The 16294-nt window shown below is 39.5% G+C and carries 22 protein-coding genes and 1 tRNA gene; all 23 read left to right on the forward strand.

The genetic code is table 11. The annotated features are described in order from the left end of the window. Positions 1-5 precede the first annotated feature (5 nt). Positions 6-81 (forward strand) — tRNA-Asn (locus BKK47_RS04625). A 108-nt stretch (positions 82-189) separates the two neighbouring features. After that, positions 190-1029, forward strand: coding sequence for a ParA family protein (locus tag BKK47_RS04630; protein ID WP_077493733.1), 840 nt, complete (start codon positions 190-192; stop codon positions 1027-1029). Continuing rightward, on the forward strand, positions 1022-2395 hold the full coding sequence (dnaB, locus tag BKK47_RS04635; RefSeq protein WP_077493734.1) for a replicative DNA helicase: 1374 nt from the start codon (positions 1022-1024) through the stop codon (positions 2393-2395). The genes BKK47_RS04630 and dnaB overlap by 8 nt, the downstream gene beginning before the upstream one ends. After that, positions 2388-4103, forward strand: a complete 1716-nt coding sequence (locus BKK47_RS04640; RefSeq protein WP_077493735.1) for a ParB family protein — start codon at positions 2388-2390, stop codon at positions 4101-4103. The genes dnaB and BKK47_RS04640 overlap by 8 nt, the downstream gene beginning before the upstream one ends. Before the next feature lie 10 nt (positions 4104-4113). Then, entirely contained in the window at positions 4114-4665 is a 552-nt protein-coding gene (locus BKK47_RS04645; RefSeq protein ID WP_077493736.1) for a DUF2857 domain-containing protein, read from the forward strand. A 156-nt stretch (positions 4666-4821) separates the two neighbouring features. After that, the gene (locus BKK47_RS04650; protein WP_077493737.1) at positions 4822-6045 is read left to right on the forward strand and encodes an STY4528 family pathogenicity island replication protein; all 1224 of its coding nucleotides are present in this window, start codon (positions 4822-4824) and stop codon (positions 6043-6045) included. Positions 6046-6066: 21 nt separating this feature from the next. Continuing rightward, entirely contained in the window at positions 6067-6300 is a 234-nt protein-coding gene (locus BKK47_RS04655) for a hypothetical protein (protein ID WP_077493738.1), read from the forward strand. Next, the gene (locus tag BKK47_RS04660) at positions 6297-7055 is read left to right on the forward strand and encodes a PFL_4669 family integrating conjugative element protein (protein WP_077493739.1); all 759 of its coding nucleotides are present in this window, start codon (positions 6297-6299) and stop codon (positions 7053-7055) included. The genes BKK47_RS04655 and BKK47_RS04660 overlap by 4 nt, the downstream gene beginning before the upstream one ends. Before the next feature lie 37 nt (positions 7056-7092). Further along, positions 7093-7587, forward strand: coding sequence for a DUF3158 family protein (locus BKK47_RS04665; RefSeq protein WP_077493740.1), 495 nt, complete (start codon positions 7093-7095; stop codon positions 7585-7587). A gap of 187 nt (positions 7588-7774) precedes the next feature. Next, positions 7775-7984 (forward strand): hypothetical protein, encoded by a 210-nt coding sequence (locus tag BKK47_RS04670; RefSeq protein WP_077493741.1) that lies wholly within the window; start codon positions 7775-7777, stop codon positions 7982-7984. A 116-nt stretch (positions 7985-8100) separates the two neighbouring features. Then, positions 8101-8316, forward strand: a complete 216-nt coding sequence (locus tag BKK47_RS04675; protein ID WP_077493742.1) for a hypothetical protein — start codon at positions 8101-8103, stop codon at positions 8314-8316. Positions 8317-8327: 11 nt separating this feature from the next. Then, on the forward strand, positions 8328-8753 hold the full coding sequence (ssb, locus tag BKK47_RS04680) for a single-stranded DNA-binding protein (protein ID WP_077493743.1): 426 nt from the start codon (positions 8328-8330) through the stop codon (positions 8751-8753). A 23-nt stretch (positions 8754-8776) separates the two neighbouring features. Next, positions 8777-9253, forward strand: a complete 477-nt coding sequence (locus BKK47_RS04685) for a hypothetical protein (protein ID WP_077493744.1) — start codon at positions 8777-8779, stop codon at positions 9251-9253. A gap of 217 nt (positions 9254-9470) precedes the next feature. Continuing rightward, positions 9471-9662: a hypothetical protein gene (locus tag BKK47_RS04690; RefSeq protein ID WP_143529584.1), complete on the forward strand. Its 192-nt coding sequence runs from the start codon at positions 9471-9473 to the stop codon at positions 9660-9662. Position 9663: 1 nt separating this feature from the next. Continuing rightward, positions 9664-11697: a DNA topoisomerase III gene (locus BKK47_RS04695; protein WP_077493746.1), complete on the forward strand. Its 2034-nt coding sequence runs from the start codon at positions 9664-9666 to the stop codon at positions 11695-11697. A 752-nt stretch (positions 11698-12449) separates the two neighbouring features. Next, the gene (locus BKK47_RS12425) at positions 12450-12602 is read left to right on the forward strand and encodes a hypothetical protein (RefSeq protein ID WP_158074748.1); all 153 of its coding nucleotides are present in this window, start codon (positions 12450-12452) and stop codon (positions 12600-12602) included. Positions 12603-12698: 96 nt separating this feature from the next. Further along, positions 12699-13130 (forward strand): STY4534 family ICE replication protein, encoded by a 432-nt coding sequence (locus tag BKK47_RS04700; RefSeq protein ID WP_077493747.1) that lies wholly within the window; start codon positions 12699-12701, stop codon positions 13128-13130. A gap of 165 nt (positions 13131-13295) precedes the next feature. After that, on the forward strand, positions 13296-13577 hold the full coding sequence (locus BKK47_RS04705; protein ID WP_237184485.1) for a hypothetical protein: 282 nt from the start codon (positions 13296-13298) through the stop codon (positions 13575-13577). Between the two features lie 118 nt (positions 13578-13695). Then, positions 13696-14133, forward strand: a complete 438-nt coding sequence (locus BKK47_RS04710; RefSeq protein WP_077493749.1) for a hypothetical protein — start codon at positions 13696-13698, stop codon at positions 14131-14133. 86 nt (positions 14134-14219) lie between these two features. Then, positions 14220-14867 carry a DUF3560 domain-containing protein gene (locus tag BKK47_RS04715; protein WP_077493750.1) on the forward strand — a complete coding sequence of 216 codons (648 nt, stop codon included), beginning with the start codon at positions 14220-14222 and terminating at the stop codon, positions 14865-14867. A 30-nt stretch (positions 14868-14897) separates the two neighbouring features. Next, a complete protein-coding gene (locus BKK47_RS04720) occupies positions 14898-15125 on the forward strand; it encodes a hypothetical protein (protein WP_077493751.1) in 228 nt (75 codons plus the stop codon). A gap of 112 nt (positions 15126-15237) precedes the next feature. Further along, positions 15238-15648, forward strand: a complete 411-nt coding sequence (locus BKK47_RS04725) for a hypothetical protein (RefSeq protein WP_077493752.1) — start codon at positions 15238-15240, stop codon at positions 15646-15648. Positions 15649-15760: 112 nt separating this feature from the next. Beyond that, on the forward strand, positions 15761-16294 hold a 534-nt coding region (locus BKK47_RS04730; RefSeq protein WP_077493753.1), incomplete at its 3' end, for a hypothetical protein.

The following is a 16294-nucleotide window of genomic DNA, read 5'->3' on the forward strand; positions in this document are numbered from 1 at the left end:
TCTACTCCTCCTTAGTTCAGTCGGTAGAACGGTGGACTGTTAATCCATATGTCGCTGGTTCAAGTCCAGCAGGAGGAGCCAATCTAACTAGATTGGTCTCATAATATCTTTATTAAAGATCTATGTAAGCACTTATTTAGTCCCCTAGTCGATACTTAATTAACCTATCTTTGTTAAGAGAGTATCGAAATGAAAAATCAAAATTTATCTCAAAAACCATTCGTTATTACCATCGCTTCAACTAAGGGTGGGTCTGCGAAAAGTACCAATGCAGCAAATATCGGTGCGTTTTGTGCTGATCACGGCTTAAAAACCCTTCTGATTGATACCGATATCCAGCCCACATTAAGTTCGTATTTTGCTTTGGAATACACCTCCCCTGGCGGTATTCATGAGTTTTTGATCTACCAAGATATTGAGCCAAGCCATATCATATCTAAAACAACCCTACCTAATTTAGATTTAATCCAATCAAATGATCCGACAAATAATGTCAGTCAAATGCTCCGCAACGCACCGGACGGGGCTATTCGGTTTAGTTTTTTATTGAAAAAACTCCAAGGCTATGATGTGATTATCGTCGATACACGAGGAACGCGCGATATTACCGTCGATATGTCGGTGCTTGCCGCCGATCTTCTATTTTGTCCTATCCTTCCGCACACTTTATCGGCAAAAGAATTTATTCGCGGTACGATTGGCATGTACCAAGAGCTTCAAACTTTCGAAGCTTTTGGATTTAAACTCCCACCGCTAAAAGCCGTACCGAATTGTGTTGATCACACAAACGATGTCAAATTTGTGCTTAAGCATCTCTATCAATTATTTGAACAAAATCTCGGCAAAGATAAAACGCTCTTAGATTTCCATATTCCGAAGAAAGTTACCTATCGTGAAGCTGCAACCTATTCTCTGCCGGTTTATCGGCACAGTAAAGCTGAATATCAGATCATTCAATCACTTTGCTCCCTGTTATTACCTCAATTTGCTCATCAATTCGCGCGGGGTTTAGGGGGCAACAATGCGTAATACTAAAAATGAGTTACCTGAATTATGCTCATTAGAGGCAGAAAGTGCAGTCATTGGTAGCCTATTACTTAATCCGAAATGTTTTGATGATGTTGAATCTATTCTTCAATCACAAGATTTCTATTTGATTCACCATCGCCACATTTTTGAAGCGATTAGCGTATTTGCACATAACAACAAAGCGATTGATATCCTTACCCTTTCCGAATATTTCAAAGAAAAAGGCGTATTAGAAGAAATTGGGGGGTTGGCTTATCTTGCTGAAATGGTGCAGAACACGCCCTCTAGCTTCAATGTAGAAGCTTATGCCAAGGTTGTTCGACAGTACAGTAAGCAACGCCAATTTCTTGCGTTAGGGAAATTCATCATTAGTGAGGTGGGGCAACCTAAAAATTCCGAGCAGCTAGATGGATTAGCGGAAAAAATTGAAAAACAGTACACCGATATTGTTTTGAGTCAAACCGATAAAAGTGCGGCTGATTTAGCGGATATTTTTACCAAGATGTTTATCAAAATGGAAAAATCGGCACTCAATGCTGATCCTGTTACCGGAACGCCGCTAGGTATCCAAACCATTGATACATTGACCTCCGGCGGGCAAGCTGGGGAACTGATCATTATTGCCGCTCGCCCGGCAATGGGTAAAACAGCCCTCTCTCTCACGGCCGCGGCTAGTATTTTAGAGAAACTCTCAGATCGACCTGTTTTTTATTTCAGTCAGGAAATGCCGGCAGACCAACTGCTACAACGTTTTATGGCTATGAAATCCCGAGTCAGCTTACAAAAAATTCGGCATGCGACCGAATTAGAAGATGGCGATTGGGGAAAAATTGCTAATGCAGTGCAATATATTCAGCAAAATTGGACCAACCGTCTGATTATTGATGATGAAGGGGCACTAACCGTGCAACGGTTACGCAGTAAAGTGCGCCAATATAGCCGTCAATACGGGCAACCGGCTGCGATTTTTATTGATTATCTCCAATTAATGCGTAGCACGGGTAAGCAAGAAAACCGTCATTTAGAAATTACCCAAATTTCAGGTGCATTAAAGGCATTAGCGAAAGAGTTGGAATGCCCTATTTATGCGCTATCCCAATTAAATCGAAGCTTGGAGCAACGTACCAATAAGCGCCCGGTTAATTCGGATTTACGCGAGTCCGGCTCTCTTGAGCAAGATGCGGATGTGATTTTGTTTATCTATCGCGATGAAGTCTATTATCCGGAAAGTGATGCGAAAGGGTTGGCTGAAATTATCATTGGTAAGCAACGTAACGGCCCTTTAGGTAAAACAGAATGCCGTTTTTACGGTGAATTTAGCTTATTTGAGAATGAAACGAATTTAACAGGATATCGCTATGAGTAGTAAGAACAAAAAACTGGCTGAGGCTGTTGCACGAAACTTAAATGTTGCCCCAATGGCAAATTCTTCGTCATCTCACACAGCGGCAACGGCAGCCCATTATTCGGCAACCTCACAATATATTACGGTGACGTTGGATAAGTTACGCCCTTATGAGCATAACCCACGGAAAACCCGTAACCCTAACTTTGAGATGATTAAGGAATCTATCCGGCGTCGCGGGTTAGATCATAAACCGAATATCACACAACGTCCGGGCGAACCGTTTTACATTATCGCAGACGGCGGCAATACACGTATTCAAGCTTTAAAAGAGCTGTTTAATGAAACCCAAGATCAGCGCTTTTGGTCAATTGAATGCCAGTATAAACCCTGGAAAGGCGACACCGCAGACAGTGTAGAAGCCGAACTGGATTTGCTTATCGGTCACCTTATTGAAAATGACACCCGAGCAGATTTAACCTTTATTGAGAAAGCCTTGGGCATTCAACAAGCGAAAGAATATTATGAGAAAAAACTCGGTAGTTCGTTATCGGCACGAGAGCTTTCGATTGAGTTAGAGAAAGACGGATATATTATTCACTATACAATGATAGCGAAAATGGGAAGATGTATTGAATTTTTGTACCCATATATTCCAGATGTCTTATTTAATGGATTAGGTAATAGCCCAATAGATAAATTATTAGCTATTCGTAATAACGCCCTTGAAGTATGGCAACAATATCAATTTGAGACTGACATTACCTTTGAAGCTATTTGGGAAAATAGTTTATCCCGTTGTAATGATGATAATCCGTTTAATGTAAAAACCTTTCAAGATGCGCTAATCAATGAGATGACGGACGCATTAGAGGGTAAAGTCAGCTATGAAATGCTCTATATGGAAGTGGATCTTGATGAGCGTAAATTTCAGAAACTTGCCAAGAAACAGCGGGAAATTGATGAGCAAACCAAACATAGCCAACAGGATGTGGAAAAGTTTCAGCAACAGCAACTAGATAAAATACCGCCCGAAACGAAAGACACCTCTAGCAGTACATCATCAACGACGGTGATGCCGTCGCAGGCTGAAAAATCTACTACGCCTAGTGGCGATGAACACTCCCAAATATCGGAAAAACCAGAAAATCCGGCAAAAAATGACCGCACTTTACAGACTGAATCAGTGCCTCCTCTTCTTAATACTGAACCAACTCAAGCGGATTCTGATGTTGAGCCGGTCAATAATCTTGCTCAACAGTTTGCTCAAAATTACGGTATTACGCCGGGAATGAGTATTCAAGCCCAGCGCGAACAGCAAGCAGTCGCTAATGGGTTGGAATTTGCGTGCACGGGGAGACAACCGGTTGCCGATATTTGGCAGATTTACCCGAGCCGTCAGCATAAAGCCGAAGCTTATTCACTTGCTCTTGATATTGCCGAACAGTTCGGGCTGGATGAATTCGTCGAACATATCGTCAAAGAACCGGTAGATTATAGCTTTCAAATGAAAGTACCGGATAAAGAGTTAGAAGATGAAACCCGGCGCTCTATTTACGAATTACTCAGTATGTTGCAAACCCACGATTTGACCTACTCCGATGCCTGTTTTATGGATACGGCGTTGTTATTAGGTTCTGCGGAACGCGAGCCGAAAATTGATGATACTACCTTGGTTAAGATTTTCCGATTAATCCGTCTTGTTCGTCACTTACGGGCAGCCGTATAAGGGAGGCACTATGCTTGATAATTTAAATAAAGTCATCTTGGATCATATCGTCAACAACATTCGAGAAGGGAATGTGAATACCTGTCACCATCTGGGTTTCTCAACGGCGGAGCTCAGTGAAATTCAACGGCTAAGCATTGACGAGATTTATGATATTGCCCAATCCAAAGTGCCGATAGCGGCAATTAGTATTGATCACAACGCATTCTGGAAAATGGTCAAAGTGGCGCAGGTCAATTCGCAAGAGCGAATGATCATTGATCGAGCGTTATTACTGGGTGCCTCAATACAAATGCTTAATACTTACTTCGGATTAAGCACAACCAAAGTCTCTGCCCGGCGTAGTTTACTAGGCATTCGAGAAGAGCCGGGACGAAAAGCTACGGCAACCGATGAACAAAAAAGCGAGCTATGGGAATTATGGCGCAAGCATAAAGGCAGTATTCAAAATTTAGAATCAATGGAAGGGTTGGAACTGTTAATGCTGTTTGCGGAGGAAACCCAAATTAACTTAACGGCGATTTGGCGTGCCGTTGAGCCTTGGTATCGCAATAAAAAATAAAAGAAATTCCCCCGAGGTGAGTATCAGGCACCTCGGGGGCTTGAGGATTGTATTACAAAACTTTCCTCTTGGCTTTGTTAAGAGACCGAATGCATTATAGCGAAATACCAAGCCAAAACAATGTAAATAATTAAACAAAGGCTTTGGAGAATTAATATGAATATTTTTGAGCAAATAACGACGACGGCCAATACTGAGCAGGGGTTGCTCTTTTTTGGTAATCAGCACGAAACTGTGCCAACTCGATTGCTTTATGATCCGTATCTCACGCCTCGAGCAAAATTTGCTTGGCAATTAATAAAGCATAAAGCAAGAGAGTTTCAAGGCGGATTATTTCCGTCCTATGAGGTGTTAGGCAAACTTTTGTCGGATAAGCCCTATATTGATGCGACGCTATCGCGTAAAACGGTGAGCCAAACCCTATTACTTTTACGCCTGACCCGTTGGTTGACACTCTGCGAAACCCTACGCAACGATCTTGGGCAAATAAAAGGGAATGTCTATTTACTTCACGATGAACCGATCCCTATCTTAGATGCTATCCAGCTGAATGAAGATTATCTCCATCTATTACACTCGGCAACCAAGCATAAGGATGCGGTAGTGCGGGGTGTTGCCATTCATATCGTTGACAATATCTTAGCAGATAAAACCCAGTGGCATTATGTTTCACATATTGATTGGATGAAAGCCCGCTATCAAGATTATTGTTCTCGAATTGAAAATCAAAAAGACGCTGATTTTAACTCACTAAACTTAGATACTATTCAGCAAAATTTACTCAGTTCCAATAAGGAACTCGGCTTAAATGATAGGGAACTCAGTCAGAAAGACGATAATTTACCGAGTTCCATTAGGGAACTTAGTCAGGTTTGCCCAAGTTCCAATAAGGAACTCAGTAGAGAAAAATCAGCTAACTCATTGATTTTAGGCTCAGTTCCATTAGGGAACTCTGTGAATCAGTACAAGTACAGTACGGTATTTATAAATAAATACTGTACAGGTACACCGGATGAAATTGATTGGAGATTAAAACTCAGTCTATTTGAAAAGCAAACTATTGCCAAAGCGATGGAAGGGCTTGATCTTGGGTTATGTCAAGCCATCCTATTTGAAGCAGAACAACGGTTGGCAAAAGGTAGACATATCAAAAAACCACAAGGCTATTTATTAAGTCTTGTCAGAAAAGCACACTTAGGTGAATTTACTCCGTATCTTCTTGAACAGCATTTGAACCAATCAACTTCAACAAGCGGAAAATCAGCGGCTCAAACGCCTGTGCCAGTACAGACTCAAACCACTTACACTGTGCCAACAATGCAACAACGGCAAGCTAGAGCGGAGATGATACGCAGTTTTAGAGAGAGTTTTTTAAACTAAGTATAAAATTTAAACACTGGAGTGGGGCGCTCCAAAGAACAAAATTTAATCACTGTAGAAGGGTTCTACAAAGTACAAAATTTAATCACCGTAGAAGGGTTCTACAAAGCACAAAATTTAATCACTGTAGAGGGGTTCTACAAAGTACAAAATTTAATCACCGTAGAAGGGTTCTACAAAGCACAAAATTTAATCACTGTAGAGGGGTTCTACAAAGTACAAAATTTAACCATTAAAATAGGAGTGTTATTATGACAGCACCAACCGATAGTCAAAATCAGAAACCGGGTCCGTTACGCAGCGCGCCGGAGATCACGATTAATTCTCACCACGCCTCTAAATTATGGGTGGGGCGTTTAGCGGTTCGCAATGAACAGGGCAAAATTACGCGTGCCGGCATTATCAGTATGCCGAATTGCCTCAGTTTATTGAGTCAAATTCAGCGGGCGGCAACCAATGATGATCCCTATGCTGATGACTATTTGATACGTTTTGAGGCAAAAGTATTGGAATACCGTCATCAAATGCAGCAGATTCTTGATAAGGTCAATTATCTCTATAAAGAGCAGATACCTGATTCATTCCATATGGAAAATAGTGTCAGTATTGCGCCGGCGCGCTACGCATTGACGTTTAATTCTCAGTTAGGCTATCAGCTGATTTTCCTTTTCTTGAAATTTGATGAATTGGCGTGTTCTGTGATGGCTGCTGCACATATTGCATTGATGAATCGTAAAGATGCCGCAGATTGGATTGAGTCCGGCGCAAAGTTGATTCGTCAATGTTTCGGTATTGTTGAAAACTACCGGCATTCCGGTATTACTCGTCGTGATGCGGCAGAGAATAATGCCCGTTATAAAGCGGCAATCAAACGGATGAAATATGAATTGTCGCTGGAGATTCTTTCCGGTGAACATCGTGCTAATTTTGCTCCAGTCATAAAAACGCAGCAAGTTGAAGCTGAAACAGAAAATGACGGATTGATTGAGAATGGTTCAGAATCAATGTAAGTCGTAAGGATGGCACAGTTTTTTGGAAAGTAAAGAAATGAAAAATGAATTAATCCTGAGTAGTATGTATCGGGAACTTGCCGTGCAAACGCCACTTAATTCCGTACTGAAACAATTTTTCAGTGAAATAAAAAATATTGAAGATTGTGAGCAATTACAGCTCTCACTCTATCAAATTAGAGAACATTTAATTCAGCAACATCAAGTGATAGTGAATAAATTAAAAAATAATGATGTCACTAAAGCGCTGGGATTTCGGCTAATCCAAGATAAATCCTCCTCTTCCGGTGGGCATTTTTTACGTTGGCGCATTACCTTTGGGCAGCAAACACAGCAAAAGGGCGGGTTAATTTGGAAAAGTTTGATTGAAGATAGCAGTATTCCGGCAGTTGCTAAAAAGCGGATTGCTCAAATGGAAAAAGAGCGGTTAGTGCTAAATATGCAAATGTCGGTACTCAATACAATGATACGCCAATTAACGGATACATCAGAAAAATGGTTTGAAGTAGAACAAGCTATGAGAGGTGAGTGATTAGAGTAAAATGATGAAATCATAGCAGTTTGTAAGCTCTGGATTTTTGAGTTTGTAACCGTTGGATTTTCACAGTTTGTAATCGTTGGATACAAAAGGCCTTTTAAAGGTAAGGGGACAAGCCCCTTACCTTAACGAAAAAAGCCCCTTTCCATTAAAAAGTAATGTCTTTCTTTAGGAGTAAATAATGAGCAGTGTAAAAATGACGTTTATAGTTGAAATTGATGGTAAAACGATTATTCAGCATCAAATTGAAGAACAATCTGAAAAACGATCTTATTTTTCTCAAGAGCGTAAACTAACTAAAGAGATCGTAGATAAGATGAATGAATTCCATTCTGGAAGATGGATCGATACAAAACCTTGGGGTGATTTTAAAACAAGTGAAACACTGTAAGTGTTATTAACAACTTACAATTATTTTATTTATCAAGTGAATTTCCTCTTAAATATTTTCTGTCCTATGTGCAAAATCCCTATAACTTAATTCAATTAACATTGGAGGATATCACTATGGCAATAGTAAAGATTAAGTTTAGTATTGAAATTGATAATGAATCTTTTGTATCACATGCTGTTGAATATCAAAGTATGTATGAGCAACGCCGTCCTTGGGACACTGACGAAGAAAGATTAGCCGTTGAAACCATAAATAAAATGAACAGTTTGGAAGTGGAAAGTAATCTGAAACTTAAAAATTGGGATCAATTATTTGCAAATAACCAGTAAGGAAAAAAATAATGGCAGGCATCAATAAAGTAATTATCGTTGGAAATTTAGGCAATGATCCGGAAATGCGTACTATGCCCAATGGCGATGCGGTCGCTAATATTAGTGTAGCAACTTCCGAATCTTGGACGGATAAAAATACGGGTGAGAAACGTGAATTAACGGAATGGCATCGTATCGTGTTCTACCGTCGTCAGGCTGAAATTGCTGGTGAATATTTGCGTAAAGGTTCAAAAGTTTATGTCGAAGGACGCTTACGCACACGTAAGTGGCAAGATCAAAACGGACAAGATCGTTATACAACGGAAATTCAAGGTGACGTATTGCAAATGTTAGATAGTCGCCCACAGAATCAAACTGCTACGCCGACACAATCAACAAAGCCAACGACTCAGCACACGCCTTTAGCTGATTTTGATGACGATATTCCGTTCTGAATTCCATATATGGAGGCTATCCGATGAAAACGTTAAAATTTGTTACCGCTCTTTTTGTACTGGGTTCAATAAGCGGTTGTGCTGAACTGTCTGCACTGAATCAGAAAGTTGGCGATTGGGCCGGGGAAATTAATAATGTGCTGAATGCTGAAAGCCAAAAATTCGAGGAGACATTAACTTCCAAACGAGATATTGATACGCTTTATGTCCGAATAAAACGCAATGTCGGGTTTGAAACAATGGAAGAAATGTTGAAATGCGATCCAAACCTTGATAAAAACTGTGCGTGGAAAAAAGGTGCGCTTGCCAGTGGCTATGTTCACGAAAAAACACCAGGTGTCTATTATCGAATGGCTGATTCTTTTGGTAGGGAAGGACAGTATTATGTTGATGTTACTATTGAAAAAGAAGGAAAAAATACCTCCGTTTATTGGAAAGTGAAAGGCTCCCAAACGTTTGCCAATCAAATTAAGTCAGATATTTTAAAAGCGATAAAATAAATTTTCATTTGTTTGCTCCTTAACGCACTAGCATTGCCCGGTAACGCCGGGCTTTTTTGTTTGAGGTGTAATAAGAATTAAGAGATGTAATCAATCCATCCTTGCGTATGATGGAAAATAAATCATCGAAATGAGTCAATATAATTTTAGAGCCAATTCTAATTTAGGAGAGGTTGTTGTTTGTCTTGGTTGGGATGAACCGTTACAGCATTTCTTTATGAATATCTATACTGATATAGATGATCCTCTCTATGATAATCTCTTAGAAGAACAATCTTTTAATTTATCTTTATCCCACTATCAGCAAGTGTTAGATACATTTGGAATTAATGAAATTTCCCTTGCCCCGACTTCTTCATTATTTGAACAGTTGATGCAAGATAAGCATCGGATAGTAATTAAGGAATAAAATGAAACTATATCTCTGTGAAAAACCAAGCCAAGCACGTGATGTTGCCAAGGTGTTGGGGGCAACCCAAAAAGGAGAGGGCTACTTATCAACACCTGATGGTGTAACAGTGGTAACTTGGGCTAGAGGGCATTTAGTTGAGCAATTTTCACCGGAACAATATGATCCGACCTTGAAAGATTGGAGATTAGATAGGTTGCCGATTATCCCAACCCAATGGCAGGTTGCCCCTAAAGCGGATACGAAAAAAGAATATAAAACCGTTCTATCATTGCTTAAAAAAGCCAAATCTGTTGTGATTTCGACAGATATTGATCGTGAGGGTGAAACCATTGCCAGAGAAATGTTAGAAATTGCTAAATATACAGGACCGATTCAGCGTTTGTGGATTACAGGGCTTGATGATATCAGTATCCGTAAGGCATTAAGTCAACTTAAAACCAATGAAGAAACTCTACCGCTTTACTATGCCGGGCTGGCACGCAGTCGAGCCGATTGGCTTATTGGGATGAATTTTTCTCGAATGTTTACCTTACTTGCCCAACAACAAGGTTATCAAGGCCCTCCTCTTTCCGTTGGTCGGGTACAAAGCCCAACCTTAGCGTTAGTCGTTAATCGAGATAAGGAAATTGCAAATTTTGTCCCGAAATCGCACTATACTTTAATCGTTCAAGTGGCAACAGCCACATCAGAACAATTTGGGGCAACTTTAATTGTTCCTGAACAATATTGTGATGAAGACGGGCGTTGCTTAGATATATCAGTGATTAAGACTGCGGAAAGTGCTATTCGCCAGGCGGGGAAAGTACAGGTCAACAATGTTGAAACCAAGCGGGAAAAAGAAAGCCCGCCTTTATTGTTCGCATTAAGCGATTTACAAAGTGAATGTAACCGATTATATGATTTCGGTGCTCAGCAAGTCTTAGATATTGCTCAATCCTTGTATGAGAAGCATAAGGCTACAACGTATCCCCGCACGGATTGTGGCTATTTGCCAGAATCACAATTAATTGAAGTGCCTCAAGTTATTGAAAGCCTAATGAGAGCTGATACCTCACTAACACCATTGCGGTCACAGTTAAATTTGTCTCAAAAATCACGGGCCTGGAATGATAAAAAAATTACGGCTCACCACGGTATTATTCCCACAACAGGACGAGTTGACATCAGTAAAATGGATGAAAATGAGTTCAAAGTGTATGATTTAATTCGACGTCGTTATCTTGCACAGTTTTTACCGCACGTTGAAACCGATAAAACAGTGATTACGTTATCCGCTGGAGAGCAAACGCTAATTGCCAGGGGGCAAGTGGTTATCGCTTCCGGTTGGAAAATATTATTTAGCAAATCATCACAAGAGGATAACACCGAGAAACAAAGGCTACCGGCTGTCAATGTTAACCAGATGCTACAAGTCATTGACACTGAAGTTAAGTCACTAAAAACCTCACCGCCGAGCCATTACACGGAAGGAACGTTACTGACAGCAATGGTCAATGTTGCTCGTTTTGTGACGGACGAGCGTCTTAAAAAACAATTACGGGAAACGGAGGGATTAGGTACGGAAGCAACGCGAGCCAGTATTATGAAAACCCTTTATGATCGCGGTTATATTAAGAAAAAAGGAAAATCCGTGATTGCAACGGAAGCCGGCATAATGTTGATTGATAATTTACCGACAGTGTTGAAAGATCCCGGATTGACTGCATTATGGGAACAGGCTCTTAATAAAATTGCGGAAGGTCAAATGAGTTTACCGGAATTTATGCAAAAGCAAGAGCAATTTACACGTCATTTGATTGAAAAAGGGATACAACAAAACCTGAATATGGGGAATATTGACATCAAGAAATGCCCACAGTGCGGTAAGCCGCTTAGAAAAATTAAAGGTGAGAAAGGGGAGTTTTGGGGATGCACCGGGTATCCAGATTGCAAATATGTTGAATCAACGACGAAGAAAAAATCAAATAGTAAAAAAACGAGTTCCGCAAACCTTTCTCAACAGTTTGCAAATTTGAGTCAAATAATCAAATAAATATGGTATGATGAATCATATTCAAAAACCGTTTAGCATTGTCGGTTATCAATGCCTAGCCGAAATACCCTTAGCACTCAGAAAGAGGGTTCTGTAATGCAGGAGTGCCTCGTTTAACTTTTTTATTTACAAAGTGGTTATTGCTAAGTCTAAATATTGTTTATATTCAAGTGGTATTCAGACTTAGCAATAAGTTGCAGACTTCTCTTTGCCGGAGCCCACCGGTGAAAAAATGGGTGCCCTTTGTATCAATTGAGATGCCACAGTTATACCGGTTAAAGACCACAATGTAGCCGGGTAGATGAGAATGAGATCAACACATTGTAACGAAGATGTAATGATTTCAGATATCAATTTATATTGGTCAATGATTTACAATCATTTTTTCAGATTGTCATCTAAAAAAAGTAAATAAGCCATTAGTGAGGTAATTCATTAATGGCTTATTTATTTTTTATTATTCTGTTTGAACATTTAATTTTTCCTATGAATTGCTTGAGTATTGAGATTAAATCTTATCATTAAGTCGCTACTTTGTAGCCCTTAAAAGTTGCAAAACACTTGAAATAGCAACGGACTAGCCCGATGTGGTAGTTGTGTTTAATCCAGCCGAAATGTCATCAGCATTCAGAAAGATGACTCTGTTTTACAGGAATGCTCCCTCATCTCAATCCATTTTAACCCTAGCGGGAAACATTTTTCCTGTGTCGGGTAAGGATGTTTCTCCGTTTTTTACAATTAGGAGAAACAATATGAAACTTATTTCATTACACCGTAAATTTATTTCTTTTGTGGAAAAAATTGCAGAAGAAGAACGTTCCATGGAAGTATTGCCTTATGTTCTAGTATTTTTAATGATTGTAACAATTATTGCAGCTTTTAAACTACTAATACTTGGGCATTAATCCATCGTCTTATTTAATTTAACCCTAGCGGGAAACATTTTCCCGTGTTGGGCAAGGTGTTTCTCCGCTTTTTTTTTTACAATTAGGAGAAACATTATGTCTACTCAAAACAAAAAAACTTATTTTAACTTACACACCACAGGCGTCGGCTATTTAAGCGATATTCGCACGGTAACACCTAAAAAAGGTTCGCCTTTCTTAGCTTGCCGTATTGCCGCTTTAGTCGGTGATAACAATGATGTGGACTATCGTTATTTTGATACCAATGTGACTGGAAAAGAAGCCGTAGGTTTAATTGAACGTTGTCAAAAAGCCGTGGATGAAAAGAGAAAAGTGCTCATTTCATTTAACATTTCTGATATATGGACTGATACCTTTACTTATACAAAGGATACTCAGAACCATAAAAAAGGGGATGTTGGCGTGTCCTTAAAAGGGCGTTTAATTCGCATCGATATGATTAAAGTTGATGGTGAAGTTAAATATAAGCGAGAGCCCAAATCGGCTGAACAAGGTGAAAACCAATAGTCAGCATGATCTTAAACAATAAAGACCAACAATGTTGTTGGTCTTTGTTTTACCGAAATAATGGTGATTTTTTCCATTACCCACAAGGGGAAGTTTTCCCTTCGTGGGAAATTTCTCTTTGTGTTATGATTAACCAATCTTAGGAGAAATTGTATGGGGAATGCTATGGCAACCATTCGCTTTGATAAACTGCGCTTTGTAAAAAAATTGCAAGAGGCTAATCAATCGACCGAAATGGCCGAAGCCCTTGCAGATGCATTAGATGATGCTCTGGAACAAAGCCAAAGCCCACTTGCAACCAAAGCTGATTTAAAAGAGTTAAAAGCTGAGCTTAGATTGGAAATGTCCCAATTGAGAACAGAATTAACTTCAGCTATGTACAAAATGGCAGGTTTAATTTTGGCTGGAACAGGTGTATTGATGAGTTTGATGAAGTTTATCAACTAATTCTTTCTTTTACTTTCCAAAGTGCGTTCAAATTTGACCGCACTTTTATCTTTCATTTACCCGTTGGGGAAACCTCCCCACGGACGTTTCCCCTTATTTTTCTATGAGGAGAAACAAAATGATGACAACGCATTTACCTTTACCAACTTTATCCCGTAAAACGACTTATGAAGACGTGATGGAGAGCGTTTATCTGCTGACTGTCTATCATTGTGATTTGATAGATTTGCGAGATTATCTTCGTCAACGGATTCAGTCTTCACCGGGATGGGCGGATATTTTACATCGGTTAAATAGCGAGATTGCCGTGGCATCAGAGAAAGCTACTCAAGATGTAGCTTACTTAGATACCGTTGATGCATTCAATATGGTAGAAAAATACGATATGTACGATTCAGCCATACCTTGGTATTTTTTTGGTATGCCCGGTATCTGTCGTAGTGTATTAAATCGGACATATCCTTTGGTTAAACTCTACGATAAATATGAATATTTATTTGTTGAGATTGAGAAATCCGAAGGCTGTATCAGCTATTCACCTAGAAAGCTGTTTTAGATTAATTTTCTTTTACAACCCTAAAGGGAAATATGTTCCCTTTGGGCAGCGTATTTCCCTTCTTTTTTACATTGAGGAGAAATACGATGACCATTAATACTTATGCAAAATTTTGTCCAAACGTTTTTGTTGCTAAATGTCCTGAAGCTCATGCTAAGGGTGACATCGTTACTTTAACCAGTAAATATGGCAAAGAAGCCGAGGTAGAAATTCACAATCTCGTGAAACAGACTGAAGATGCTTATTTTTACTCGTTTACACGTTGTGATGGTGAAAACGCTCAAACACGAGCTGAAAAACGGGCCGAACGCTATCAAGGTTATGCTGATAATGCGCAAAAGCGCAGTGAGCAATACTGGGAAGCGTCCCAAGAAGGGCGGGATTTTCTTAGTTTAGCTGAACCGATAAAAGTCGGTCATCACAGTGAAAAACGTCACCGAGCCTTAATTGAACGCAATGCGCGGCGGATGGATAAGGTAGTGGCTGAAATGAAAAAAGCCGAAAGCTATCAAGACCGCATTGCTTACTGGGAAAAAATGGCTGATAAAATAGATTTATCAATGCCGGAAAGTCTTGAGTATTTTCAATTTGAGCTGGAAAAAGCCCGTGAAAAGCACCAAGACTTGAAGGAGCACCCAGAAAAGCGGTCGCATGCTTACTCTCTTACTTACGCTAAGAAAGCGGTCAATGAGTTAGAGAAAAAAGTAAAATTAGCGACACTGCTTTGGGCATAAACGTTTACCTTGCTATGAAAGGAGCAATCTATGAAATATGAAATTATCTTAGAAGATAAAGGACAAGATTTACATAGAATCACAACTGAAGTGGACGGAAAAGTGATTGATGTCGGTGTATCTCATTATCCGATTGACAATGCTTATATTCCTGTATCGCAACTCCGGGTTGGTGACTTATGTCAAATCCATAATCCTCCCTATATTAATCATGGATATTTAAACTATAAAGTCTTGGAAATCAACGCGATTGCTTAAAAAATAATCACTTGAAAGTGCGGTCAATTTTGACTGCACTTTTACCCATAGGGGAAAATCGCCTCTATGGAGGGTTTTCCCTTTATTGGATTCATCATTTAGGGAGAATACTGTGAATACTTTACCTTATAGCCGTACGAATAGCACCAAATTTGGCATGCTTTCACTGAATTTTATTCCGTCGTTTTACATGAACGCAATCAGTCCCGCCTTAACCGGTTGGGAAAATGTGCTTTATCAATACGATTGCAGTGTAGAAGATGAGGAAATTTGGGCATTAGTACGAGGCAGTGAAGCAATACCGCACTTTGGTAACCTTTATCAAAGCCTCGTTTTAAACCGTTTGGCGTCACTCTTTTTAGAGTTGACCGGGCTAGAAGAAGACGATGTAAATATATTCATTTTTATCAATGGTTTTGACACGCATTTTTGTATTAATGGTATGGCCGTTAATGATGAAAGTATGTTTCAAGATACGGTAAAAATGTTTAAAAAATTACAACGTCATAAACAACGAATGTAGAAAAAATGCATTAATACGTTTACACCTTGCACCCATTGAGGGATAACATCCCTCAATGGTGGTGTTATCCCCTTTACATGTTTACTTAAAAATTAAGTTTAGGAGAAACACCATGTGTCAGAAAAATTATGTTTTAGAATTAGGTAAAATCATTATTTCCCGTCGAATCCTATCAGAAGTGAGTGCTGAGAAGATTAACGAGTTGATTTCATATCATAAGAACGGTTACATTGTGTTGAGAAATGGTGAGTTGATTCAACGCGCTCCGGAACCGCGAGCTGAAATTGTGATGAATTTCTATCTTGTCAATGATGAGACCATTGTTATTAGAACATTATTGAATGATGAGGGGAATTGGAGAACTGAAATTCACTTTGAAGATGAGAGCAATGATCATCGAAGAGGGTATTTTGACTGGATGCTACACCAATCAAGAAAGAGTCCTTTTACGCTTGGTAACGTCGTGTGTACTGCTGAAGTCAAGAAATCATTGGGTATGCAACATATCCATAGATTAATTGAAAAGCAGCTCAGCTACGATTGGGGAATGGTTGGTCTCGGTGATTGGACGTTAAACGACCGTGCTGTGGAAAATGGCAGACGGGTATTAAGTCATCATTATATTGGTGACGAATACGTTTATGTG

It is taken from the genome of Rodentibacter mrazii, from assembly GCF_001998825.1.
In the GTDB taxonomy this organism is placed as follows: domain Bacteria; phylum Pseudomonadota; class Gammaproteobacteria; order Enterobacterales; family Pasteurellaceae; genus Rodentibacter; species Rodentibacter mrazii.

Coding starts and splice junctions, on each gene's coding strand:
- BKK47_RS04630 (WP_077493733.1), top strand. CDS start 190: ATGAAAAATCAAAATTTATCTCAAAAACCATTCGTTATTACCATCGCT.
- dnaB (WP_077493734.1), top strand. CDS start 1,022: ATGCGTAATACTAAAAATGAGTTACCTGAATTATGCTCATTAGAGGCA.
- BKK47_RS04640 (WP_077493735.1), top strand. CDS start 2,388: ATGAGTAGTAAGAACAAAAAACTGGCTGAGGCTGTTGCACGAAACTTA.
- BKK47_RS04645 (WP_077493736.1), top strand. CDS start 4,114: ATGCTTGATAATTTAAATAAAGTCATCTTGGATCATATCGTCAACAAC.
- BKK47_RS04650 (WP_077493737.1), top strand. CDS start 4,822: ATGAATATTTTTGAGCAAATAACGACGACGGCCAATACTGAGCAGGGG.
- BKK47_RS04660 (WP_077493739.1), top strand. CDS start 6,297: ATGACAGCACCAACCGATAGTCAAAATCAGAAACCGGGTCCGTTACGC.
- BKK47_RS04665 (WP_077493740.1), top strand. CDS start 7,093: ATGAAAAATGAATTAATCCTGAGTAGTATGTATCGGGAACTTGCCGTG.
- BKK47_RS04670 (WP_077493741.1), top strand. CDS start 7,775: ATGAGCAGTGTAAAAATGACGTTTATAGTTGAAATTGATGGTAAAACG.
- BKK47_RS04675 (WP_077493742.1), top strand. CDS start 8,101: ATGGCAATAGTAAAGATTAAGTTTAGTATTGAAATTGATAATGAATCT.
- ssb (WP_077493743.1), top strand. CDS start 8,328: ATGGCAGGCATCAATAAAGTAATTATCGTTGGAAATTTAGGCAATGAT.
- BKK47_RS04685 (WP_077493744.1), top strand. CDS start 8,777: ATGAAAACGTTAAAATTTGTTACCGCTCTTTTTGTACTGGGTTCAATA.
- BKK47_RS04690 (WP_143529584.1), top strand. CDS start 9,471: ATGAATATCTATACTGATATAGATGATCCTCTCTATGATAATCTCTTA.
- BKK47_RS04695 (WP_077493746.1), top strand. CDS start 9,664: ATGAAACTATATCTCTGTGAAAAACCAAGCCAAGCACGTGATGTTGCC.
- BKK47_RS12425 (WP_158074748.1), top strand. CDS start 12,450: ATGAAACTTATTTCATTACACCGTAAATTTATTTCTTTTGTGGAAAAA.
- BKK47_RS04700 (WP_077493747.1), top strand. CDS start 12,699: ATGTCTACTCAAAACAAAAAAACTTATTTTAACTTACACACCACAGGC.
- BKK47_RS04705 (WP_237184485.1), top strand. CDS start 13,296: ATGGCAACCATTCGCTTTGATAAACTGCGCTTTGTAAAAAAATTGCAA.
- BKK47_RS04710 (WP_077493749.1), top strand. CDS start 13,696: ATGATGACAACGCATTTACCTTTACCAACTTTATCCCGTAAAACGACT.
- BKK47_RS04715 (WP_077493750.1), top strand. CDS start 14,220: ATGACCATTAATACTTATGCAAAATTTTGTCCAAACGTTTTTGTTGCT.
- BKK47_RS04720 (WP_077493751.1), top strand. CDS start 14,898: ATGAAATATGAAATTATCTTAGAAGATAAAGGACAAGATTTACATAGA.